This window comes from Vibrio sp. ED002 (genome assembly GCF_023277445.1).
Classification (GTDB): Bacteria; Pseudomonadota; Gammaproteobacteria; order Enterobacterales; family Vibrionaceae; genus Vibrio; species Vibrio jasicida.
The window spans coordinates 1964595-1987458 of record NZ_CP080239.1; the positions used below are offsets into that span (position 1 = coordinate 1964595).

The 22864-nt window shown below is 45.4% G+C and carries 24 protein-coding genes and 1 pseudogene; 8 read left to right on the forward strand and 17 right to left on the reverse strand.

Features of this window, described 5'->3' with window-relative positions; translation table 11 throughout:
• The first annotated feature begins 289 nt into the window (after positions 1 to 289).
• Positions 290 to 1009 (forward strand): GTPase, encoded by a 720-nt coding sequence (locus ITG12_RS25420; protein WP_248874432.1) that lies wholly within the window; start codon positions 290 to 292, stop codon positions 1007 to 1009.
• 37 nt (positions 1010 to 1046) lie between these two features.
• On the opposite strand, the gene ITG12_RS25425 is transcribed toward ITG12_RS25420, so the two are convergent.
• The 4 genes from ITG12_RS25425 to ITG12_RS25440 form a co-directional block, all read right to left on the reverse strand.
• Positions 1047 to 1298 carry a TIGR03643 family protein gene (locus tag ITG12_RS25425; protein WP_248874434.1) on the reverse strand — a complete coding sequence of 84 codons (252 nt, stop codon included), beginning with the start codon at positions 1296 to 1298 and terminating at the stop codon, positions 1047 to 1049.
• A gap of 129 nt (positions 1299 to 1427) precedes the next feature.
• Positions 1428 to 1847, reverse strand: a complete 420-nt coding sequence (locus tag ITG12_RS25430) for a VOC family protein (RefSeq protein WP_248874437.1) — start codon at positions 1845 to 1847, stop codon at positions 1428 to 1430.
• Between the two features lie 39 nt (positions 1848 to 1886).
• Positions 1887 to 2483 (reverse strand): LysE/ArgO family amino acid transporter, encoded by a 597-nt coding sequence (locus ITG12_RS25435; RefSeq protein WP_248874439.1) that lies wholly within the window; start codon positions 2481 to 2483, stop codon positions 1887 to 1889.
• Positions 2484 to 2637: 154 nt separating this feature from the next.
• Positions 2638 to 3945 (reverse strand): DUF1254 domain-containing protein, encoded by a 1308-nt coding sequence (locus tag ITG12_RS25440; protein WP_038880277.1) that lies wholly within the window; start codon positions 3943 to 3945, stop codon positions 2638 to 2640.
• Positions 3946 to 4084: 139 nt separating this feature from the next.
• Between ITG12_RS25440 and ITG12_RS25445 the strand changes: the two genes are divergently transcribed.
• The 6 genes from ITG12_RS25445 to ITG12_RS25470 all read left to right on the forward strand — a co-directional run bounded on the left by ITG12_RS25445 (position 4085) and on the right by ITG12_RS25470 (position 9237).
• A complete protein-coding gene (locus ITG12_RS25445) occupies positions 4085 to 5002 on the forward strand; it encodes a LysR family transcriptional regulator (RefSeq protein WP_038880280.1) in 918 nt (305 codons plus the stop codon).
• Between the two features lie 112 nt (positions 5003 to 5114).
• Positions 5115 to 5576: an ecotin family protein gene (locus ITG12_RS25450; RefSeq protein ID WP_038880282.1), complete on the forward strand. Its 462-nt coding sequence runs from the start codon at positions 5115 to 5117 to the stop codon at positions 5574 to 5576.
• Complete coding sequence (locus tag ITG12_RS25455; RefSeq protein WP_038880285.1) at positions 5573 to 5881, forward strand: MliC family protein; 309 nt, start codon at positions 5573 to 5575, stop codon at positions 5879 to 5881. Before ITG12_RS25450 ends, ITG12_RS25455 begins: the two co-directional genes overlap by 4 nt.
• A 586-nt stretch (positions 5882 to 6467) precedes the next feature.
• Positions 6468 to 6872 carry a hypothetical protein gene (locus tag ITG12_RS25460; protein ID WP_038869686.1) on the forward strand — a complete coding sequence of 135 codons (405 nt, stop codon included), beginning with the start codon at positions 6468 to 6470 and terminating at the stop codon, positions 6870 to 6872.
• A 14-nt stretch (positions 6873 to 6886) separates the two neighbouring features.
• On the forward strand, positions 6887 to 8449 hold the full coding sequence (locus ITG12_RS25465; protein WP_038880288.1) for an NAD(P)-binding protein: 1563 nt from the start codon (positions 6887 to 6889) through the stop codon (positions 8447 to 8449).
• Positions 8446 to 9237 carry a hypothetical protein gene (locus tag ITG12_RS25470; protein ID WP_038880291.1) on the forward strand — a complete coding sequence of 264 codons (792 nt, stop codon included), beginning with the start codon at positions 8446 to 8448 and terminating at the stop codon, positions 9235 to 9237. The genes ITG12_RS25465 and ITG12_RS25470 overlap by 4 nt, the downstream gene beginning before the upstream one ends.
• 255 nt (positions 9238 to 9492) lie before the next feature.
• On the opposite strand, the gene ITG12_RS25475 is transcribed toward ITG12_RS25470, so the two are convergent.
• From ITG12_RS25475 to ITG12_RS25525, 11 genes and pseudogenes are all read right to left on the reverse strand, one after another.
• A complete protein-coding gene (locus ITG12_RS25475) occupies positions 9493 to 11103 on the reverse strand; it encodes a DUF4041 domain-containing protein (protein ID WP_227741144.1) in 1611 nt (536 codons plus the stop codon).
• A 151-nt stretch (positions 11104 to 11254) separates the two neighbouring features.
• On the reverse strand, positions 11255 to 11746 hold the full coding sequence (locus tag ITG12_RS25480; protein WP_038880293.1) for a VOC family protein: 492 nt from the start codon (positions 11744 to 11746) through the stop codon (positions 11255 to 11257).
• A 156-nt stretch (positions 11747 to 11902) separates the two neighbouring features.
• Positions 11903 to 12841: a LysR family transcriptional regulator gene (locus ITG12_RS25485; protein WP_038880296.1), complete on the reverse strand. Its 939-nt coding sequence runs from the start codon at positions 12839 to 12841 to the stop codon at positions 11903 to 11905.
• 94 nt (positions 12842 to 12935) lie between these two features.
• Complete coding sequence (locus ITG12_RS25490) at positions 12936 to 14186, reverse strand: hypothetical protein (RefSeq protein ID WP_038880298.1); 1251 nt, start codon at positions 14184 to 14186, stop codon at positions 12936 to 12938.
• 345 nt (positions 14187 to 14531) lie between these two features.
• Positions 14532 to 15546, reverse strand: a pseudogene (locus ITG12_RS25495) (IS110 family transposase).
• 108 nt (positions 15547 to 15654) lie between these two features.
• A complete protein-coding gene (locus tag ITG12_RS25500) occupies positions 15655 to 16863 on the reverse strand; it encodes a NupC/NupG family nucleoside CNT transporter (protein WP_038877821.1) in 1209 nt (402 codons plus the stop codon).
• A 314-nt stretch (positions 16864 to 17177) separates the two neighbouring features.
• On the reverse strand, positions 17178 to 17495 hold the full coding sequence (locus ITG12_RS25505; protein WP_248874441.1) for a DUF4144 domain-containing protein: 318 nt from the start codon (positions 17493 to 17495) through the stop codon (positions 17178 to 17180).
• 171 nt (positions 17496 to 17666) lie between these two features.
• Positions 17667 to 18377, reverse strand: coding sequence for an HAD hydrolase-like protein (locus ITG12_RS25510; protein ID WP_248874443.1), 711 nt, complete (start codon positions 18375 to 18377; stop codon positions 17667 to 17669).
• Positions 18378 to 18581: 204 nt separating this feature from the next.
• The gene (locus ITG12_RS25515) at positions 18582 to 18872 is read right to left on the reverse strand and encodes a putative quinol monooxygenase (RefSeq protein WP_005435368.1); all 291 of its coding nucleotides are present in this window, start codon (positions 18870 to 18872) and stop codon (positions 18582 to 18584) included.
• Between the two features lie 143 nt (positions 18873 to 19015).
• Positions 19016 to 19552 carry a DUF924 family protein gene (locus tag ITG12_RS25520; RefSeq protein ID WP_248874445.1) on the reverse strand — a complete coding sequence of 179 codons (537 nt, stop codon included), beginning with the start codon at positions 19550 to 19552 and terminating at the stop codon, positions 19016 to 19018.
• A gap of 61 nt (positions 19553 to 19613) precedes the next feature.
• Positions 19614 to 21461, reverse strand: a complete 1848-nt coding sequence (locus ITG12_RS25525) for a M3 family metallopeptidase (protein ID WP_248874447.1) — start codon at positions 21459 to 21461, stop codon at positions 19614 to 19616.
• 242 nt (positions 21462 to 21703) lie between these two features.
• On the opposite strand from ITG12_RS25525, the gene ITG12_RS25530 reads away from it, so the two are divergent.
• Positions 21704 to 22075 (forward strand): hypothetical protein, encoded by a 372-nt coding sequence (locus tag ITG12_RS25530; RefSeq protein WP_033005074.1) that lies wholly within the window; start codon positions 21704 to 21706, stop codon positions 22073 to 22075.
• Between the two features lie 10 nt (positions 22076 to 22085).
• On the opposite strand, the gene ITG12_RS27755 is transcribed toward ITG12_RS25530, so the two are convergent.
• Entirely contained in the window at positions 22086 to 22220 is a 135-nt protein-coding gene (locus tag ITG12_RS27755; RefSeq protein WP_258070486.1) for a hypothetical protein, read from the reverse strand.
• 2 nt (positions 22221 to 22222) lie between these two features.
• Positions 22223 to 22747, reverse strand: coding sequence for a hypothetical protein (locus tag ITG12_RS25535; protein WP_248874449.1), 525 nt, complete (start codon positions 22745 to 22747; stop codon positions 22223 to 22225).
• Between the last annotated feature and the right edge of the window lie 117 nt (positions 22748 to 22864).

The window sequence follows — 22864 nt, forward strand, 5'->3', positions numbered from 1 at the left end:
CGCATTTCGTTCTGTCTATTTTCGACATATAACATTTATAAAATGATCGTTTAACTGTTTTGTAACAAAATATATGCTTCATAAATCAATGAGGTCGTTAAATATTCATACGAAAGCATTAAGAGTTGTCCTAACCTCGCCGCTGGCCAGCCGCTCCGAGCCGAAATCATTCCTAAACTCTACTCTTCCGCTTGAATCTACCTCATTCTAAGGAGCGTATTGATAAATACCTCACTTTCTTAGTAGTCAGCATGACGTGTTGCGATGCAGCACCATCAAGGAAGGTGACATGAACTGTTTACAGACCAGCCTTTATAACTTGCTAGAAGACAATAACTTTGTACCCTCTAAAGAGTACAAAGCCTCTATTGCAAGCTACCTACATTCCGATTCCTCACTTACACCTCAAGCGATGGGTAAGCTCACTGGAGAAATATTCCAGAGCAAACAAACCATGGCGTATTACTTGCTGCACAATGCCATCAATGAAGAAGAGGGTGCAGAGCGACTCAAAATGATTGCCAATCGTTATGCGCAAGGGGAAATGAAGCAGCAAATCATGCATCACTGCCAAAACGACAGAAACCACTCGGCCATGTACGCCAGCTTGATCCCTCTAACGGGTTACCAAACCGAGGTGTATCAAGAAGAGAAGTCGAGTGATTTCAGCAATGTGAGCAACTTTTACGACGACATCAAAATCCACCTTTTCCGAGCTCACTCCGTCGAACTTCGTTCTTGGTGTTTATTGGTTTCTCAACTGAGTTTTATCGACCAATCGGATATTCCGTATTTGAAAGAGATGCGACCGACCATTCAGCAAATTTTAGATGATGAGGTGAGGCAGGTTTCCTACACGGCGCAACACGTCAGCCAGTGGTTGGAAGAAGATCCGTCACTGTGCCAAGCCTTCACGCAATGCATGAGCCACACCTACCGAGAAACGTGGGATTACCTTGCCTCTATGGCGGAGTTCATGCGAGACAGTGCGCCTTACTTTATAGTTTAAGCGCATAGCGTTTGCAATTTAAGGCTCTATGAAGGGCTCAACGTTGTTTGTACTGCGTTGGGCAATAGCCTCTGTTCACGTCTGGTGAGCGCAGTTTTAAGTGCTTGGTGTTGCGCCCAGAAACACGTTGTCGCCAAAGCTTGAAACTGCGGGGTTTGAGGTGGCGACGCATCAGGCTGATAACGCCATTTTCGTTCAGGCCGAATTGATGCTCAATGGCTTCAAACGGGGTTCGGTCTTCCCATGCCATTTCTATGATTCTGGATAGCGCGTCGTCGTTGAGGGGCATGGTGTATTCCTAATCAGGGTTGCCTATTTAAGCTTAGGAACACACATACGTAATCAACGGCGAAACGGTTTAATAGGAAGCCGTTTTTAGCCGATAAAATGAGGAAATAAAGTTAGGAATAGCAACGAGTTATTTCTGTGGTTTCAGCTCGACCACATTGCCTTCTGGATCTTCTAAATACACAGAGCGACCAAAGCCCTGAGCACCATATCGTTCGGCAAACTCTTCAACATGGACGCTATTTTGATGAAGATACTCAAGCAACTCAGACTCTTCAAAAGGCGCAATTTGCAGACAGAAATGGTCGAGGTTGCGGCCATCTTGGCTTGGCGATTTGCCGCCTAACTTGCCGAGTTCACTTTCAACCGTCACCAAATCAATGATGGCTGCGCCAGCACGTAACTGCGTCAGCCCTAAGTCGGGCAACTCCCGCTCGATAGGACACCCCAATAGATCTCGATAGAAACGGAGCATCGCATCGAGATTATCCGTTCTCAATACCACATGGTCGAGGGCTTTGATTTCAATGGGGTTTCGCTGGTTTGCCATGACGTGTTCCTTTTTCGAGCGTTGAGAAAAGTATACGCACTAAACCAGCAAGCTGATCGCCAGAGCCAGCATGACAAAGCCAATAATGAACTCAAGAACCTGCCAAGAGCGAGCATGCTTAAAGATGGGGATCAATAACTTAGCGCCATAGCCAAGGCTGAAAAAGAATACGAAGGAAGCCGATACCGCACCCACGGCAAACTGCCATTTGTGTGGTTCATACTGGGTCGAAATCGATCCTAATAGTACGACGGTATCAAGGTAAACATGCGGGTTTAACCAAGTGAATGCCAAGCAGATCAGAGTGGTTTGCCATGCACTTTTGGAGGCATCACCTTCAGGATTCATCACGTGTTTTTGCGTCAATGCCGAGCGTAAACTGCTGAGGCCATACCAAGTTAGGAATGCAGCACCAGCATATCGTGCGATGGTTTCAATCAACGGAAACTGCTTCACTAAGTAGCCAAAACCCGCCACACCAAGGGAAATCAAAATCGCATCCGACAGTGCACAAATAAAGCACACCAGAAACACATGATGCTGTTTGATGCCTTGTTTCAGCACAAAGGCGTTTTGCGCTCCGATAGCAAGAATCAATGATATGCCAAGCGTAAAGCCAGCAAGGTAGGTGGTCATTCTCTCTTCCTTGAACATCGACCAAATATGGCTTCAAACCATAACCTTGTCATTGGTTTGGAGCAAGTGGCACGTAATGACGTGATCGAGAAACATGAAACGCTACTCCAAAGAGTAACGTTTCAGTTTTTGCTTCACGGATTAATCGCAGAGCTTATTCGACTGGGGCGATCTCCGGCATCTGATATTCGCCACTTTGGATCGCTTCGTCCGCACCGTAGAAGCGCATGATGGCGTAAAACGGTTTCTCTGGTACTGGTAAGTAATTCGGGTCATCCGCATTGCTTTTCGTGTCAGAGCTCATGTGAATGGTGTAGTAACCATCCGCATCAGGCTTCATGCTGCGATCCCCACGACTGTGTCGGTTTAAGGCGTTTTTAGCCATCAAACGGTTATCACTGCCGTAAATGGTTACCGACCAAAACTCACTGACATTTGGGGCTTTAAAGCGCATCACGTAGTCATGCTTCGAGCCATCCAGCTTTTCCCCTTTGGTATCAAAATCCGTCTTGCGGTAAGACGCCTCAATAGGTGGTAAGCCCCATTGGCCCAGATAAGTGCCTTCAGCAAAGACTTCGCGCGGGGTATCGCCAAGGGTGTCGCGTGTGCCTAGTATTTGACGCGCATCCGTAACTTTCGGTGCTAGCTCAATAATACGCTGCATGCCTTGTTGTTCTGCTGCTTTGGCAAGCTTCAATTGCTCAGGTGTGAAGTCAGTTTTGCAAGCTTCGACACCGATAGGTTGGTATTTTTCTAACCATTGTTTATCAGCATCACCCATCGTGCCATCGCAAAGGACGAAGTTAACGCGCTCCAGCCAACTCGAATGCTTCGGATCTGGGTAGGTGCGCTGCACTGGTTTCGGTCCGTTTTGACCGAGGTATTCCGACAAGGTGCGGATAGTCCATTGATCCATGTAATCGAGTGCGATTTTTGTGTCTTCGCCACCCAGCGCCATGATGCGTCCCATCAGCTTAACTAGGTTACTGTCGACGCGAATCACCTCATCTACGGAATCCGGAACCTCACCTTGCCAATTGTTGGCGGCAAACATGAATTGGCCACCTTCTGTGCCACGAGTTCGTGAGCTGAATGCCGCGTTGGTGTAGTGGCCCATGTCCATGGTGTGCAGTATCCAGTAGCGCCCTTCATCCATATCTGGAACGCTGACGATGACGGGTTCAGCGGCAACGTCTAACCAACCCATCAAGTGGAGCGTGTCGTTGTTGATGGTCGGGTGCGCGGTATAGGTGTCATCGGCTAAGCCGCGAATATTTTGAAAGCGATTGAGTGGGTAATCATTTTCTACTGCAGTGTGGTAGAAGAATTTGTACGCCTCATCAATCGAGTATCCATAAATGTAGGCATCTTTCGCGAGTTCGCTATTGGCCGTATCGGCAAAGGCAGGTTGAGCGCCAAGTGCAGACAAACCCAACAAGGTGACAAGAAGTTTCTTTTTCATAGCTGACATCATCCAAATAGTGTGTGGTGAATGCACTCACTATAAATTTTGTCCGCGCTATGACAGAAATGAATTGGTGGTATTTAGCTCATACCATTATTGTTATAGAGTCGACCAAAATGCAGAAAAGGTGCTGAGCGTGATTGGATTTGATTACAACTTGTTGAAGGTATTGTCGGTCATTCTCGAAACGCAAAATACCACCGTCGCGGCAGAGCGGCTCTGTACTAGCCAACCCGCCGTGAGCCGAAACTTAAGAAAGATTCGTGAGCTGTTCAACGATGATATTTTGGTGAGAAAGGGGGCGGTGATGGAGCTAACCCCAAAAGCGGAAGAGCTCAAAACTCAGCTTTCTGGCCTCATCCATGACATTGAAGCGTTGGTCAATACAGCAGAGCGCTTCGACCCAAGCACCGAAAAAGCCAACCTGCGCATTGCGATAAACGCCTCCATTGCCCAGTGGTTTTCTGCCCCTTTGACTCAGTTTCTTGCCAAGGAAGCCCCATTGATGAACTTGGTGATTGAGGATTGGACAGAAGCAACGCCCGAGAAAATAGATGCTGGAGAGATTGCCTTTGGTATTAACTATTTCCCAATGGATTTACCTAAATTCCTGGTGCAGAAGAAGGGCGGCAAAGACCATTTCGCTCTGGCTGGCCGCATCGGGCATCCATTGGAGGGAAAGTGCGTTCAACTGGACGATCTCAAGGCGGCGTCGTTTGCTGTACACATCATTCCCCATTGGAATGAAAAAGAAGTGCACATCTCTCGTTTACTGCAGCCCTTGTCCGTAGTGCCTAGGATTCAGCTTAGAACGAGCCATATCAATACTATTCTTAACCTCGTATCTGAAAGTGACATCCTTTTCCCATGCTCCAAATACCTTATTGAGCAATTGGACGCGCGGTTTGTTGGTCTCGATTTTGCGCAGGAGTTACCAACATTAGAAGGCAATTTTGGCTATGTTTACAGCACCAAAAGAAGAAATGAACCAATGACACAATGGCTGAATCAATCCATTGAATCTTTGATGGCTGAGTTGGGCATCCGAGCCTGATTCCGCATTGACGTCGTAATTGTGAGAGTAGACCTCAATTTAAACCGTAGTTTCACAATAAGTTGGCGTTCCCCATTACAATATGCCCATCCATATGAAAAAGGAAAAAACGATGAAAGCAGTTTGGTTGGCCGCAGGTGCATTGGCACTGAGCGGATGTTCGACAATGAACTCAGCAAATGACGTATCTCGCCCATCGGCAGAGATGTTCCCAGAGATGGAGAACATGACGAAGCACGTTTTCTATGTAGACCCAGCAAGCAACGAAGCAGATAAGCGCGTTGAGCTTGTGGTTGGCAAAATGATGGAAACAGACTGTAACCGCGTTTCTCTGGGTGGCAGTGTGAGTGAGCACTCGCTAGAAGGTTGGGGTTACACTTACTACCAAGTTGACGCTTCTCCAGCAGGTGGCATCTCTACACTAATGGCTTGTCCTGAAGACATGGAGAAGGTAGAGACTTTCGTTCAAATGCCAACACGCGACCTTTACCGTTACAACAGCAAGCTACCTGTTGTGGTTTACGCGCCAGCGGATTTGGACGTGAATATTCGCGTTTGGGCACCTGAAGAATGATTGCTAAGCAGGCAAAAATCGCACTGACATTAGTTGGTTTGCTTGCGCTTGGTGGCTGTGCCTCTACCGCGCCAGAGTATCAATACCAGTGTGACGACGGCCATCAGTTTGCAGCTAGCTTTGATCAGGAAAAAGCGCTGATCACCGTTGATGACGGGAGAGAGATTGAACTCAAACAAGTTCGTTCTGCCTCTGGTGCAAAATATATGTCTGATGACCAAATGCTCGTCCTGCACACCAAGGGTGACGAAGCGATTTTGATCGTCAACGAGATATCCCAAAGTGCATGTCGCGTGACGAAGTAATCGTTAAATTCAAAAGGCTTGGTTGATACCAAGCCTTTTTTTTCACGCTTTGTATGGTGGTCATATGTTTTCTGTGGCAATACGGTTGCAGCTTCCCTTTCTGGGTCAATACACATCGAACAAATCCGCCTCTAGCACCCTCTTTTCTTCTTCGTAAAAACTACTTCCAAAGTTCAGGTCAAGTTGCCTTATCGTAAGTTTAGGTGAGAGATTGTCTTATTTTATAAAATTTTAATGTTCAATGTGTTACTAAGTAAACTCGTCGAACAACTATTTGTGTCATTTATCATTTAAAGGTTATGTAATTAATCAGGTTTATTTTTATTTTTGTCCAACCTTCGAAAACCTTTCCAATATCTGGCTTTCTATATTTGTTGTCTTAGCTTCTAAAATTCTCTGTTTAGTATTCATTTTGTTTATTCAAGGTGCTGATAATTATTAAGTTTATCTTTTATTTAGCATTTTTGGACTATGGCGTATTTCTTACAAAATTAAAATCCTTAAGCCAATGGTCGTAAGTGCGGAGTTGATATACATTCTCGTTTGGGAACATTCCCGCTATAAATATAAAAATGGAGAAATTATAATGAAAAACGTTCTTGGCTTCGTGACCCTTCTTGCTGCTTCTTTTGTTCACGCTGAAGACGCGATTACTTTCCCAACCGAGCAAGCTGCTGGAGGAAATGACGCGATTGTCTTTCCTACTGTGCAGAATCCCATTGTGTTGGTTGGTGGGTACGAAGTAGAAAATGGTGTTTTGCGTTCTCGCACTTACGACTGTGGGATTAATATCAGTGACTTAAACCTCTCAGCCCAGCTTGTGTGGGAAGGTGCGACACCTAAAGTGATGATTGTGGGCGACGATCTGATTATGTGTCGTTCACTGGCGAATAGTCCATTTGAGCTCGACATCAGTACGGTGTTGAATCAACTTCCGAACCACGATCTATATCGATTAGAGATCGCGAATCATGTCAACTTTCATCGATAGTTCGAGGAGAGAACATGACTTTTTACTCTTCGAATAAAAGGGGGGAGAAGGCCTGTGCTTGCACGGGCTTTTCGCGTCCCAAAGTGGCGATTTTCGGTGCTGGAATTTCTGGCTTAACTGTGGCTCATAACTGCATAAAACGAGGTTTTGAGGTTTCTGTTTACGACAAGGAGCTATACACCGGAGGAAAGTGTATCGGAACGGTAGATGAAGGGGGGAGGGTTCATGAACTTACTCATCGGCAGTTCTTCGCAAAAAACCACAACCTCATTAATTTTCTTAAAGAAATTCCTTCAGGGGCTGGCTCTTGTTTAGACTCGCTTTACCCTCAGAATATCGTGCAATTTTCTTGGGCACAAAGTAGCAAAACCATACAGTTTCAGCGTGGTTATTTTACGCGTTTAGAAAAACTGTGGGATGACGCAAAGTCCGCCTATTCAATGCATTATGCTCAAGTTCCTCTAACGGATACGTTTTGGTTTAAGCAACGATTGCAGCAAACGTATTCTACAGAGGAATTACTCGGTGTTTCCGTTAGAGATTTCTTCTGCTACGACTCAAGGCCACACCTTGCCGCTTTCCTTCGTTCAGTCTTGCTAGGTTGGATTGGAGCGACTGATGATACGTCAGCATTGGCGATTTTGGATTTACTCAACAATAAAGAAGGCGAGTTGCATACTTTGGCACCAGACGCCTACAGCTTGGGAATGCGCAAACCCATTAGTGACGCGCTTATTAACCCGTTGACTCACCATCTCCAAAAGCAGGGTGTTCAGTTTCACTTAGGCTACAAAGCGAAGGCCATCTATCCCAACAAAGCACGGACCCGAGTGGATGGTGTGCGACTACACAATGACTGTACCGTTCTCGCCGATTATTATGTCTTTGCGCTTCCGGCCCATGTTACTCACTCTTTACTTTCAGAAACCAGTTCAGCATTAAGTTATGATTACGTCTTGAGCCACGGTTTTCAGTTTTATTTTTCTCGTATCCCTACTGAACTCAAAAATAGAACGGTTGGCTTAGTCCTCGATTCTCCCTGGGGATTGAGCTATCACGTCACCACCAGAAACACATCTCGAGGTGAGGTGACGTGCTTATCGGTAACCGCGACTAAGCTTGATGATGCACTTGGGCTTTTGTATCAAAAGCCAATGCTGTCTTGTACTGAAGAGCAAGTAAAAGATGAATTATTGTTTCAGCTTTTTGGGCAACTGGACCTACTCGAACATTCGGCTTACAAAGGATTTAGAGTTGGCCTTGGGGCAAAAATAGTCACACCTCAAGAGCTAGACACTTTGTACTCAGAGTACTTTCATGGTGATGTTTTTATCAATGAGCGTGGGCAGCCTCGACAGTGGGTTTTGCAACACGCCCTCACTCAACCTACCACTCAGAATACGCTCACAACAACAGTGAAAAACTTTTCTAACGTCTTTTTAAGCGGTGAGTATTTATCTGATCCCCGCCAAACTTGGCGAGTACCGGTTACGTTGGAGCGATGTATAGAAACCGCTAATTTATGCTCGGCGGATTTAGCCGAGTATGCAGACTCTGAACATGAGATGTGCCAATGAAGTCCCGAATTTATTCACCCTTGTCATCGGGGCTCTTTCTGTTGCTGTGTTTGGTGTACAGCAGTGGTTTTTATCTACTAGTGCAAAGTTCGATTTGGCTCGCGTTAGCATTGACAGTGCTGTTACCTGTGGTGTTCTGGCCGTTAACGCAACCGGTCGAAAATTCAGGAGAAATAAAGCGAATCCTCTGTTTAGAAACTGGTTTTAACGTGTTGTGTTTTTTAGCGGCGAGTAAATGGGTCAGCATCGAACATGTTGATAAGGGTTTGGTCGTATTTTTCGTTCTCCAGTCCGCGGGGTTTTTATTGGTGCAGTTTAAAAAGCGGGCTTATTTGTCGATGTTTATATCGATGGTACTGGCTGCAGCGATCGCCTACTGGGTACATTCAGGGATACAAACCACACTGCAAGGAGAGGGGAGGATCGTCTTATTTGGAGAGCCTGTTCCTTGGCAATTAAAAGTGATTTACGGTTTGTGGCTGACGCAATTACTGCTTGTCGAATATCGTTCTGTGTTGCCAAAACTGACGTTGGCTATCTGCCACATTGCGTCTTTTGTTATTGCAATTGGTGCTGAGGATTTCTTCCACGCCCGCATCGCGACAGCCAGTCACCTTCTTTTCCTCAGCCTGTGTTTCAACTTAAAGAGTTTAGATTGGGGAGGACGTGAATTCGCAATATCGAATCGATTGAGCCGTTTCATTCAATTGCCAATCGTTAGAGAGCCATTTTCTGAGTTTTTACTTGGCGTTGTTGCTATCACTTATCTTGGGATTTTTCTGATGTAGTCTCTTGGGGTTATGTGTTTCTCACTAGCAACCCCCTCCAACTCCCCCTTGTATTGACATGGTTTGCTCAGCATTTGCATTTCTTGTCCAAGGGGGAGGGCTGTCCTTTGGTGTCATTTCGACGAGCCTAGGCTACATCAAGAATCTCGTTTTAACACGCTCCGACAGTTCCTCCCCTTTGCTCTCGATGTATTTTGATCGCCGAAGCTGAGACCAAGGAAAGGTGAGATGGGGTTGATGTTATAGAGTGCTTACTTAAATAGCATCGGCGAAACTTGGTAAGTTGTTTGCGCGTTCTGCTTCTTCTGAAGCACCGTGCTCCTTCACTTGTTCCTGCTTCTTCATTGCTTGAGTTTCATAATACTCTTGAGCAACGGCAGTCTTCACGAACTCTATCTCATGGTTTGAGAAGGATTGCGCAGCTTCCTGTATTTCGTTTAGTGTGGCATTGAAGAACTCTTTTCGTCTGTTAATCATGTTTAATCGGCGAGAATCGAAGACTTCATGTAGCTTCCTCTCTAATGTCGGAGCATCATCAGTATGAATCATTGCGTGTACATCAAACGTGAATGGTACAGAAGCATCCCCGAGTTCTTTGACGCGATCCATTGGTTCAAGTCGACGTGTCATACCGATTTTATATATATCTTCGCCAAAAGAGCCGATATTTGAAATAACGTAAACATGCCCTTGTTTTGTCTGCTCTGCCATTGATTGAGCACGTTGGTGCTTGAGCTCTGCTTCCTTCAGGTTGGCTTGTAGTTCTGCTATCTGTTGTTCAAGCTCTAGCTTTAGTTCGTCACTGGCTTGCTCTAGTTCTTTTCTCGCGGTGTCGAGAGCTTTTTGGAAGCGTTTTTCTTCCTTTATGGCTTCTGCTTCAGCTTTTTTAATTTCGGCTTCAACCTTAGCCTCTTCTCGCATTTGTGCCTTTATCTCTGCTTGTTCAACTTTCTCTTGTTGTTTTTTCTCGCGATATTCATAGGTCAGTTGAAGTTCTTTGAGCTTTTCTTTTAAGTACTTGTCTGTGATGGAAATGGCATTCGGCTCGTTAAGCTGGTTGATTGCAGTAAAAGCCTTTCTAATACGCTCTTGCATTTTGACGACGTTCTTCCATGTACAGTTAGCAATTGCTGCTTCACATTCGTTGTTAAAGGCTCTAGCAGTAAGTCGAATGCTCTTATCCGTCATCTTCTTGCCTTCAGAACGTGAACCGTCGACGGTCCATTCTCTATAGCAAAAAATAGCACCGCTAGATGATTTTTCTCTCATCAAAGCTTTTTGTCGGTCTTTGCACTTTTTGATTTCTTCTTTGAATTTCTCTGAGGCATCGAAGTCAAATTTTGGTTCATAGAAGCCAAGTTCTATTAGTTCAATATCGTCTCTAAAAATAGCAATCTGCCTGCTCAAGGCATCATAGGTTAGCTTTTTGCTTTTGTAGTCAGTACGTAACTCATTTATTTTTAATTCAGTTAATCGCTGCTCCTCAACGGTTTGATTCTTTTTAGACTCTAAGTTTTCAAGAGTCTTTCTCGCTCGAGCTTCGATTTCCTCTTTAGCAATTTCCAGAGCATTTTTTATATTGTGACATTCAGCCTCAGTATCAAAAATTTTCGAGAATCTTATCTTGTACTCATCAAGACGTTCGGTTGCCTCGGTGATCTGGATTGTGTTGTTTTCAATGGTTTTCTTTTGTTCGAAAGTCGTTTGGCGATAGTTATCAATTATAGAGTTAGCTTGAGAAAGCTCAGATTGAGTCAGTCTAAGTTGATTTTTGGCGTTGCTGCCTCTCTTTATCAAAAGGAGTATTACAATGAATAGAGCTGCAATTGAGCCAATTAAGAAATGTGGCAAGTATAAGAATTCCACGATTAAGCCTCTGTTTATATTTAATAGCTAAAAAACAATAATAATATAACGGGCTGTCGTTCTGTATGTCGATTAAGATCATAAGAAATGAGTTTAATAAACAAAAAAGGGTTGGCACTAGGCCAACCCTTTCTGGTTCTTAAGCATTCAATTATTCGTAATCAGACGCGTAAGTGTCTTCGTAAGAGTGTGAGTAGAACTCAAATAGGTTGCCAAACGGGTCTTCTAGGTAAACCATTTGTGCTTGCTTTAGCTCGTCTTCTGGGTGGTAGCGCATGATATCCATACGTACTTTACCGCCGAATTCTTCTACACGCTCGATTGCTGAAGTAAACTGCTCTTTTGGTAGTTGTAGACAGAAATGGAAGATACCTAGACGAGAAAAATCAACGTTATGACGCTCTTCACGGTCAACCATTTCGAACAGCTCAACACCGATGCCGTCAGATGTCACTAGGTGAGCGATGTTGAAGCCTTTGAAGCCTTCACCGAATACGGCGATACACATACGACCGATTGCTGATTCGCGCTCTTCGATAACTTTTGTGTTGTTCATTACGATGCGAAGACCAAGCGCTTTAGTGTAGAACTCTACTGCTTTGTCCATATCGCCAACCATGATGCCTACGTGATTCATTTTCATAATTCTGCTCCAAAAAACTGTGATGTTTAATTCGTGTTTCGTTTCGATGGAGGTGAGTATATGGAGAAATTTTGATTATATGAAATTATCAATAATTTTGAAGATAATAATTTTTTATTATCATTGTTTCTTAGGCATCACTCGTTTTATTTTCAGTTAGGCATAAGACTGACTGACGATGAGCTCTCTTAGCCATTTATGGCTTGGGTCATTGTCGAGTTGCTTGTTCCAAAGTAGAAAGAACCCACCAGGTTCCATTTTTATCGGGAGCGGTTTGATCACAATGTCCGATTTACCTTCGAACTCGCGGATGCTTTTGTAAGGGTAAGTCAGTATCAAGTCGCTCTTCTCACACAGTTTCACGGCGCTGGAAATGTCGGACATGTTGACAGCGTTGTCGATGCGCAGGCGTTGCGTATCGAGCACCTCATGTAATAACCAGCTAGACACTCCGCCAGTGATGACTTGAATATGGCGGTACTTCAGGAACGCGTCGAGATTCCATTCTTCCTCTAATGCTGGGTGTCCTTTTCTCAAGATACACGCCGAGGTGTCACGCATCAGTTCCGCGTAATTTAGAGTGTCAGGGATGGTATCGACATGGGTTTTCGAACGATCATCAAACTCAAAGATACCCACACCAAAATCGATCTCTCTTCTTTGTAATCGAGTAATGCTGCTGTTACTCCAATCTGCGCTTTTGATGGTTATCTTTGGCGCACTAGACAACGCTTGAGGCAGAAAACGTGGGTAAATCGTGGAGTAGGCGGTTTCGATAAGGTCGATACTGAAAACGCGAGTCGAGCGTTCTGGGTCAAACTCTTCTGGTTCACGAAGCTGATCAATTTGCATCAGGATTTGTTGCAGCTTGCTTTCTAATGCCAGCGCTTTCGGGGTCGGCAATAAACCTTTGGATTCTCGCTCGAATAAGGGGTCATCAAACTCTTGGCGTAATTTAGTAAGCTGTTTACTGACGGCCGATTGAGATAAGAACAGTTTCTCTGCGGTTCTGCTCACGCTGCGTTCTTGCAGTAAAACATACAGACAAATCAGCAGGTTCATATCATTTTTGATTAAGTGGGATAGATTTATCATGATATTCCTATCATTCAACTTACAAATTGAAGGGTATGAATAGAAACTATATCACTTAAATGAATTGAGCCAGAAATACTGACTCGTTGCCTACTTAAACAATCAAACTGTCGAGGTATCGGCTAAGCTCTGCCCGAATCTCTAGCTCTGCTTCTGACAGGTATTTGGGTGTGTGTGCATCAACCTCGGCAATGTTTTGTTCGCGAACTTGATGGGTATCGCCGATGGCGTCAAATACGCTGCGCAGCAAGTTCATTGAGTGTGACATCAAAGCTTCGCTCTCTTGTTGTGAGAGTAAAGGCTCTGTGTCAAAACCAAGAGCGTAGAGGATATCGTTAAAGTGCATCGCATAACCTGAGCCAGAGACATCAAATGTGGTGCTCTTAATGCCTTTGGGGCTTCTCTCCCACAGATACGGCGGATGCTTGAGTGTGCCAAAACCAATTGCGATGACGCGCTCTAGGTAGTGCAGTTCCAATCTTCTGTCCCAGATATCACCGGCTTTTCCTGCCTCAATCACTACTTCAATATTGCCCTCGGTCGATGTGAGTTCGCCTTCGACATAGAGATGAGTTTCAGCGCCTTGTGTGTACTCCAATTGCGATTCGTTAATACGTTCGGCACGGACTTGTTTAAGTTCAATCTGTGAGTCTTCTATGCCGAATTTATGCAGGTAGCGAACTAACCCAGCAAGCGCATGAATGCCCATATCAAAGCCATAACCTCCGCCGCCGCTGGTGGCTAAGTTAAGTAGCTTTCTCGCGTTGAGTAACGCAATTCGGTTTTCAAAACGGAAGTCTTGGATCGCTTCATGACTGTCGATGGGGTTGTCGGCAGCAATCGCGATAATCTTGCGCGGGGCAGAATCAGGGAGTGCAATAGATGAATCAGAAAAGAGTGCTTCCAACGAAGGAGAAACCAAAGCGGTATCAATAAAGTAAAATTGCGCTCCGCGACGTTTAAGCTCGGGGATGACTTGGTTAAAGCCTTTGTCGATCTCAGCCAAGGAAAAAGACGGTTTCTCAACCACAAACAACAGGCTTTGAATATCGAGTGCACTACTCACTTGTTCAATAATGGAGAGATGTGTACCAACTGGCGTTAGAACGAAGGCCGCAGCAACATCAGTGTGTGAGTGAGCATGTAAAAACGCATCAAGATCGGCGTAGCGAGCGGAGTAAGGGAATTGAAACTGCGATGCACAGGATTTGGGATGTTGAACTGCAGGGTCAATGGCGACGACATCAAAGTGAGAACTTAAGTTATGCAGAAGGTTCTCATACAAACCAACCACAGACGATTTAGCGTTCCCCAATCCACCAAATACCAATACGACCTTGTTCATCACATCCCCTTATCCCAATTGCACTCACCAACAGGCTAGCAAAAATACGCTCAGGAATAATGGGATAAACCCGGAATTTTAAGTTCTACATTCGGTGATTCATACAAAAATGTATGGTCCGCCCCGTTATTGCAACTACAATTAAGTAATAACGGAGTTGGTTTGCGCTAATGTATTCGGAGTCCACGTTGGGAACATTAACTTCCCGCTCCACGATGATATCCGCGCCAGATTATCCTTAAAAGCCCCAAAGCAACTAGGTGCTATTTTTTGTATCAGGTTACTAATCTGGCCGTTCGACCGTTTTTGTCATCACGTTCATTGGCGTTGCAAACTTGGTTATGGCTATACAGCCTTAAAAGCTTGGCGGTGGTACAACACCGCCCAAGCTATTCTTGCTAGCTTATTGGCAAGTGCGACTACCACTACATTAAACGGCTTTGTTGCTCGTAAATTGACTAACCAATCTCCAAACACTTTTCCTGTTGTTTCTATCCTAGATAGCACGGACCTCGCTCCATGTATAAATAGAGCGCGAAGGTGTTTGTTCCCTCGTTTACTCATGCCTAATAACTTTGATTTGCCACCCGTTGAATACTGCCTTGGAACGAGTCCTAGCCATGCAGCCATCTCGCGACCTCCACCAAAGTTTGAAGGAGAACTGATATTGGCCACACACAACGTTGCTGTTAAATCACCAATACCAGGAATACTCTTCAAAAGTTCAGCATTTTCATTATTTTCAGTAATCGCTTTCAGTTTTCTATCTTGAGTAGATACTTGCTCATTTAGGTATTTATAGTGCTCATGAATCGAGAGCAACTCAGCGACCAGGCTCGGTGGTAACTTTATATCTTGCTCGGCCAACCACTGAAATAGCGCTTTCATCTTGGCATGGCCTTTAGGAAAACTCAGCCCAAACTCAAGTAGTATTGCTCCAATTCGGCTCATACAAGCCGTTCGGTTCTTTGATATAACCATCCCTCACTCGATGGATAGCTGCGATTACCTGAGCTTCCTCTGACTTGGCAGAGACAAATCTCATGCTTGGTCGACTCGCTGCTTCTGCTATCGCAGCCGCATCAATAAAGTCGTTCTTATTACCTTTGACGTAAGGTTTTACATATTGAGGCGGGATAAGTCGAACTCGATGCCCATAGGCTTCACACTTTCTCGCAAGCCAGTGAGCACCACCACAGGCTTCAAAAGCGATGATGGTAGGTTCAAGTACAGATAAGAAACGGAGTAGTTGGCTTCGACTAAACTTACGGCGAATAACGTCTTTGCCAGTGTGATTGTTGCCAACCGCATGAAAGCAGTGCTTGCCTAAATCGATACCTAAGATGTGAATGGTAGACATATGGTTCACCTCGTTCTGAGAGCCTACTCTAAGCGTAGGGCTTGAGAGTGAGGCGGACCATATAATTAGCCCACGCGATGGTGGGCTTCAATTGAAATGAGAGCGTGATTACAGGGCGATAAACAACCCTGCCAGCGCTGCACTCATCATGTTGGCAAGCGTAGCAGCAATCACGGCACGGAAGCCAAGTTTTGCCACTTCTTGGCGTCGCTCAGGTGCCATTGCGTTAATTGAGCCAAGCTGAATTGCGATAGAACCGATGTTAGCAAAACCACACAGTGCGAAAGTGATGATGATTTGGCTATGTGCTGAAAGAGTTTCTTTCACGTTGACGAAATCAAGGAAGGCCACGAACTCATTCAGAATCGTCTTCTGACCGATCAGCGAGCCAGCGGTTAGGATTTCATTCATCGGGATACCAGCAAAAAACGCCAGTGGTGCGAACAGGTAGCCAAAGATCAATTGCAGCGTTACGTCTTCGTAGCCAAACCAGTTGCCCACGGTTTCAAAGCCTGCGTTGACCATCGCGATGACGCTGACAAAAGCAATCAGCATGGTACCCACTGCAACTGCTACTTTCACGCCGTTCATTGCACCAGAAGCTAAGGCATCAACGATGTTGGAATCTTCGCTTTTCTCTAGCTGAATTGTGCCTTGATGCGCCGATACTTCACGTTCTGGCACTAAGATCTTCGCCATCAACAAGCCACCTGGTGCTGCCATAAAGCTCGCCGCGATAAGGTATTTCAGTTCAATACCCAGTGCCGCGTATCCGCCTAGTACGGAACCTGCGACAGACGCCATGCCACCAACCATTACTGCGAACAGTTCAGAACGAGTCATGTTGGGCAAGAACGGACGAACCACCAAAGAGGCTTCACACATAGATAGGAAGATGTTGCTGGTTGCAGCAAGAGATTCGACTTGAGAAGTACCCAGTAGGCGATGTATAGCACCACCGATGACTTTGATAAGAGCTTGCATCACGCCCAAGTAGTAGAGCATTGAGATGATAGCGGAGAGGAAAATGATAAGAGGGAGTACGCGAATTGCGAAGATGAAATTGCCCGTTGCGAGTTCGCCAAAAACAAACCCGATGCCTTCGTCTGCGAATGAGAGGAGCCCGGATACGCCGTTGCTGATGGAGCCTAACATGGATTGCCCGAGAGGGAAGTAGAGCACCAGTGCCGCAAAACCGGCTTGAAGAGAGAATGCGCCGATTACGGTGCGCCAGTTGATGTCGCGACGACTATCAGAAAGTGCGTAAGCACACGCCAACAAGGCCAATACGCCGGCCAAGCTGAAGATGATTTGCATTATGTTACCTTGCTATGTATCTGTATTTGAGCGAGCCGTGAAAAAGACGCACGCGTGCAGAGGCAACATTGCGGAGAGTGCAAAATGTTGTCTTTACCCGAAGTCGAATTCAAAGCCCGTAAACGCTAACAGTTACGCTGGGCCCTGTTCCTTGGGGCAAGTTTCCATTTTGCAGCCGATTGAAAGCTGGTTCGGTTCCATTTCATCGTGAAAGGAGAACCTATCTAACCGGGCGCGGAGTATACGCACGGTTTTCGGTGCTGACAATGGTTATTGAGGGGATTTTTCGTTGAACGAAAGCAAGGGCGCAATTGTTAATCAGCTAAGGCCTCAATCGCCTGTTGGACGGAAGTAAAATGGATTTTGATGATGCAGCGCTGTGCTTTAGCAAACTCATGTTTTTGAATCAGCTCTGTCACTTGCTGCACGTTCAATGTTTGTGGCAATAGGCCTAATTCCACCGTGTTATGGCTACCCGTTTTCAATGCAAAGCAGTGACCTTGTGTATCAATCACAATGTCATCCTGGCCCCAAATCAAGGCTTGGCATTCGGCGTTGAACTGTTCTGGCGAAGCCAAATACACCAGTTCATCGTCGCCATCGAGTTTGAGTAAACAAGGCCATGTGATCATTGCGTTACCTTAATATTGGAGTGGGTCATTTTAAGTCGTCTACGTGCTAAATAAGCGACGTGAGGCAAGTACGATACACAAAGCCTAAAGAGAGCAAAAGGCTTTCTGTCTTGCTATGTATTTAAGAGCTTTAGCTGTGCGTTTCTTTAGCTTTGCGTTTATTGAGAGAGGCTAGGCGTACTTGCCAATGATGCCGAGCAAGTCTTCCACTTGATGTGCCACATAATCGGGCTGGGCGCTCCAGTGCTCTGGTTGAGCGCCGCTGTACGCCGCTGCTACGGCGATCACTTTGCAGCTGCCACCTAAGTGATGCTCGATATTACGTGCAAACTGCGTGTCTGCCTCGTGGTCACCAATGTACATCAGCAGCTGTTTATCGGAGTGTCCAAAGATGGACTCGATGCATTTTATGCCACCAAAAGGGTCCGGTTTTTGATGCCCATTTGAGACATCATCGTAGCCCACGACGGCTTTAAACGGTGCATTGATTTGGTTGGCGCTGAGTACGTTACGAATGTTGGCTTGCGAGTTCTGAGAGCAGACTCCGTGTGGCAGGTGTTCGAACGCGTTCACTACATCGGTAATGCTACTGAACAGATTCACTGGTGTTTGGTTTTGCTCTTGGTGCTCTGCCCACATGGTGCCCGCGACGAGCATTTCATCATGGGACAGACCATAGTAGTTTACATACAGTTCTTGCCAGTTTTTCGCTGCGTGATTGGCATGATGGTAATCTGCTTCACTGCGTAGGTATTTCGGTAAGTTATCCCCGGTTAGATGCGGTGCTACAACGGACAATATCGCTTTGGTGATGTCGATATTTTTCGGAACAGAATTTACTAGGGTGCCATCGTAATCCCACAATACGGCGTCTAACTTCATGCAAAACCTTTTGATACAGCGAAGGGGGAGTAGCTTTAAATCTTGCCAGTCTTAATGGGGAGATAATCAGATCTTGCTCATGTTTTCATAAGCTTGCTTTGAATCGAACGGAGGGGAAGGAAGAGAGAACAAGCGAGAGAATAACAAAAAGCCAGCAAAGTGATGGTTGCTGGCTTTCTAGTGCGTGCTGCGTTGTACAAAGCGTTAAGCGATGTGCGACATCTCGTTTAGAGTGAAGGTGTCTACCGCGCCTTCAGTTGCTTTCATGTATTGCGCTAGGTGCTCGTTGTCCATGTGCGTACGCCATAGTTCGCGTGATTCCCAGTTTTCGTAGAAAGTGAAATGCGCTGGGTTTTCGTTATCTTGGTGAAGGTCGTAGTTGATGCAACCTTCTTCGGCACGAGTGACATCAATCAGTTTAAGTAGCTCGGCTTTTACCAATTCTACTTGGTCTGCTTTGGCGATGATGTTAGCGACGATAGTCAATTTAGCCATGATGGAAATCCTCTGTTGATCGTGATGTATCGTGTTGACGAGGTAAAGATTAGTCGCGAATCACCAAATGATAAACAGCACAATGATTGATTTATTATCAAATATAAATTGATAATCGAACTCCAATCTTGTGCTAGCTGAATTTAAAAACTGGAACCTGGCTGTTGTAAGAATTCCACTTCTTCTGCGGTGCTATCACGGCCTAAAATCGCATTACGGTGTGGGTAGCGACTGAAACGATCGATGATCACTTTATGCTTTAGTTCAAACTCGTAATTCGATTCTCTACCTAGCGCTTTGAACAGCTTCTCTGCCTCTTCATGAATCCGCTTAGACTCACTGTGCATAAATGGCATATACAAAAAGCTGCGTTCAACGTCGGTCAATTCTTGGTCCAAGCCTAAACGAATTGCCTCTTGTGCCAAGGCAAGCGCGAGAGCATCTTGAGCAAAAGCTTTTGGCGTATTGCGATAAACATTGCGAGAGAATTGGTCGAGCACGATGATCTCCGCCAGACGACCTTGCGCTGTGTCTCGCCAGCCAAACAACTCAGATTGAGCGGCTTGTTCTAAGGTGGTGAGAAAGCGTGTTTCGATTTGTTTATCGACGTCTGCATTACTCACAAACCAGTCTTTTGGTTCCAGTTCTTCAAACCAGAAAGTCAGGATATCTTGGTACATGGTTGCTTCCCTGATAGAAAAAGAGCTAGGGGTATATAATACCCCCAGCTCTTGGTTTAGCTTATCGACCGTAAGTCTCTTGGATGTAGTGCTCAAACTGCTCGCACATCTGCTCGTCTGAGACCGTATTGCTCACAAGCTCTTTGCTGCCATCCACCACCTTGATACTGGCATTTAAAGACGCTACCGAAGCACGTTCACGAGTTTGCAGCGAAGCAATTTTCTTTTGCTGAACTTCCCATGCTTGTTCTGGCGATAGGTTACATACGTCCGCCAGATACTTAGCGTTAAAGCCTTCACCCGTTAGGCTAACGATAGTCTCGTTGTGCGATAGGTGATTACCCGCATGCCAGTAATGTTTCGCCAGTAGCGGACCAATCTCTGGGTTGTCAGTCAGGTAGCCAAACTTGTCGAGGAAGTAAGCGCGAGTCTGGTAAACCGCCATGTGTGCTAGCAAGTAACCGTGGTAGGCACACGCTGCTTCATCAGACAGAAGGTGTGGAATTGCCATCAATGGGCGTGGGCTGCATTCCAAACCAAGAATTTGCTTTTCACAATCGCGTGCCAGCTTAGTGATGCGCTCTGGCGTCAGCTCTTCATCGCTTAATTGGTAAAGTGCACGTTCAAAATACGGCACAACCAAGATGCTGCGCTCTTCGTACGCTTTGAATGGCTGACGGCTGTTAATCATCGCTTGGATGATCTCATCCGGTACTGGATTACCTTCCGCGTCTAACGCGTATTGTTTGAGCCAATCGGCATCGGTTAGCAGGCTGTCACAGAACATGGATTGTGTTTCTGCGTATGCCATAGAAGTTGGTGCGAACTCTTGAGAGAAACACGGCGCGTTCATCTTCACGTTAGCGAAGTGCGCAGCGTGACCGCCTTCGTGGAACAGAGTATTGATGCCATCGTAGCCGCTGCCAACTTGGTCTGGTTTAGCGTTACTGGTGAAGTTCACCTGCGCGGCAACCCATTCGCCTTGGTTGTAGAACGATGGGATAGGACCATGACAGAAACCGTTCGGGTATTTGCCTTTGCGATCAAGCAGGTCCAGCGTCAGCTCTGCGCCTGAGTATTCGATGTTAAGACGACCGAACGATTCCACCCAGCGACGTAGCGACTTCGAGAACGGTACGTACGGGTCAAGGTCACGCATGACATCACCCGCGAACGAGTACACAAAGTTGTAGCCAGTCAGTGCGCCTTGACCTTTCTGCTCAGCAAGGTTTGCCAAGCTGCTTAGGTGAGCATCACGCGTGCGCTGTTCAAAGTCATCTAAGATGCTGAACAGTTGCTCTGAGCTCATCTTTTCAGTCTTCTTCACTGAGTAATCAAAGAAGGTTTCGTAGCCCAAAGAACGTGCGAATTGATTACGCAGTTTGATCAGCTCAATAAAGCCGTTTTGCAGCAACCATTGCTCAAGGTCGAGCAGCGTTTGGTGCGCAGATTGACGCACTTCTTCGTGATTGTTGGCGCGAATGGTCGACGACAATACTGGCAAAGAGCCCTCGGTTTGTTCACCGTTTTCATTGGTAAACGTCAGAACGTGATTTTGCTTTTTCTCGAACAACTCGGCTTCAAATGCAATCAGAGCATTCTTTTGTGCTTGAGCTTGCTCGCCTTCAATCGCATGCGATTCAAACGTTGCTAACCAGCCTTGCAGACCAATTTGCGTTTGTTGCTTCTCTTGTGGATCAGCGATTGTTTCAGTCGCTTCAAGTTGTGCTTTGATAGCAGAGATTTGTTCGGCGTTGCTTAAGAAATTGGTCCAAGCGGTTTGTGCTTTTGTCGAACCATCGTGGTCGTCGCTGATGCCCATGTACGTCTCCCAAAAGAAATCTTCTTTGGTGCGATGGATAGCGAGGTAACGTTGGTTTAGGTCGTTTAGGTATTCCGTTGCAGTCATTTTGATCCTTCAAATGTTTGCTTTATTGAGGTTTTTATCGTCATTGATTATGGCACGCATGAGCAGCAGAAAGGAATGCGAAATCCATTTGCCATGTTTATGGCTTGTAAACAGGAATTTACCGCACTTTTTACATGTGCAGACGTCAGTCACAAAATTTTTCCGTTTTTGATTAGTAATGGCCGTTCTCTATTTATAAAATTCGGTCTTTCGCAGTGGTGCTGAAAGTAAGGAAAACAATAATGAAAACAAGAATCGCAGCTCTAACAATGGGGCTAACCTTGGTGGGATGTTCAGCGACAACACCAACCAACGACCAAGTTTTTAATATCGAGGAAAACTGCGCCGTCATTATGAGTGAAGGAGTGACGCCAGAAGAACGTTGGAGCGCCTACAACAAGCTTATTGAAAGCTATGGCGACCATTATGTATCTGATAAGAACCGCTTGGAATTGGCTCGATGGAACTCATTTCGCCAAAAGCTGATTCGCGATGAGAGTCATCAGTTACTCAAAGAATTTATTGAAGTGAGTGACTGGGGCTGCGCAAATGGCAATTACCTTGAAGAGATGTACTTATTTGTGAAGGAAACACAAGCGAGCAAATCAGAGTAAGACCTGCGCCTTACTCGTCTTCATCCGATTCTTGATGCTGATTGATCTCTTTACCACACCCTAAACATTGGTTTGAGAGGTCGGTTGGCATCATGATGATCAAACCACAATGAGGACATAAATCGCCTTGGTCGTATTTTCTCATCACTAAATTCCCTGTTTGGTTAAGACTTTTTGCAGTTCTTGTTCATAACGTTGAGCCGCATCAACCAATGCATTTTCGCTATATTTGCGTTCGAATATCGGAGAATTTTTTGCTCCCGTACCGAGATAAACTCGAATGTGGGGGACGTTTTCGTCGTGCTCTTGAACAATGCAAAGTCCAACCGCGTTGTCATGATCCATTTTGTATCGCAAGTAGAAGTCGAGTTTTCTGTTTCCGTTTAATCTAGCGCCACCCGTCTTTACGTTGTTGTGTTCTAACGTATTGAATTTTAATACGTACTTCTTTTGCATTTCTTCAGCAATAGCTTGAAGTTCAAGGGCATATGGGTTGCTAGGTGGAACGAACTCTTTAGTTTGAGGTGCTTTGGCCTTGAGTTTTGCTTCGATTGCATTAACGACTAAGTTCGCATCTTTGTTGAGACTCTTTTTCGCATTGGTGAGCATACGTCGAAGTTTATTGTCATCATTGGTATTACGGACGATATCTAGCGTTTTTTCGATACTCATTCTTCATCTCTCATAAAGTTACAGAACGATATTCTATATATTATTTTTGAGAAGGTCAAAAATGAATCGATTAGCCCTGATTTTACGAAGTAGAACAGCAAACTAAACCAATTTGCA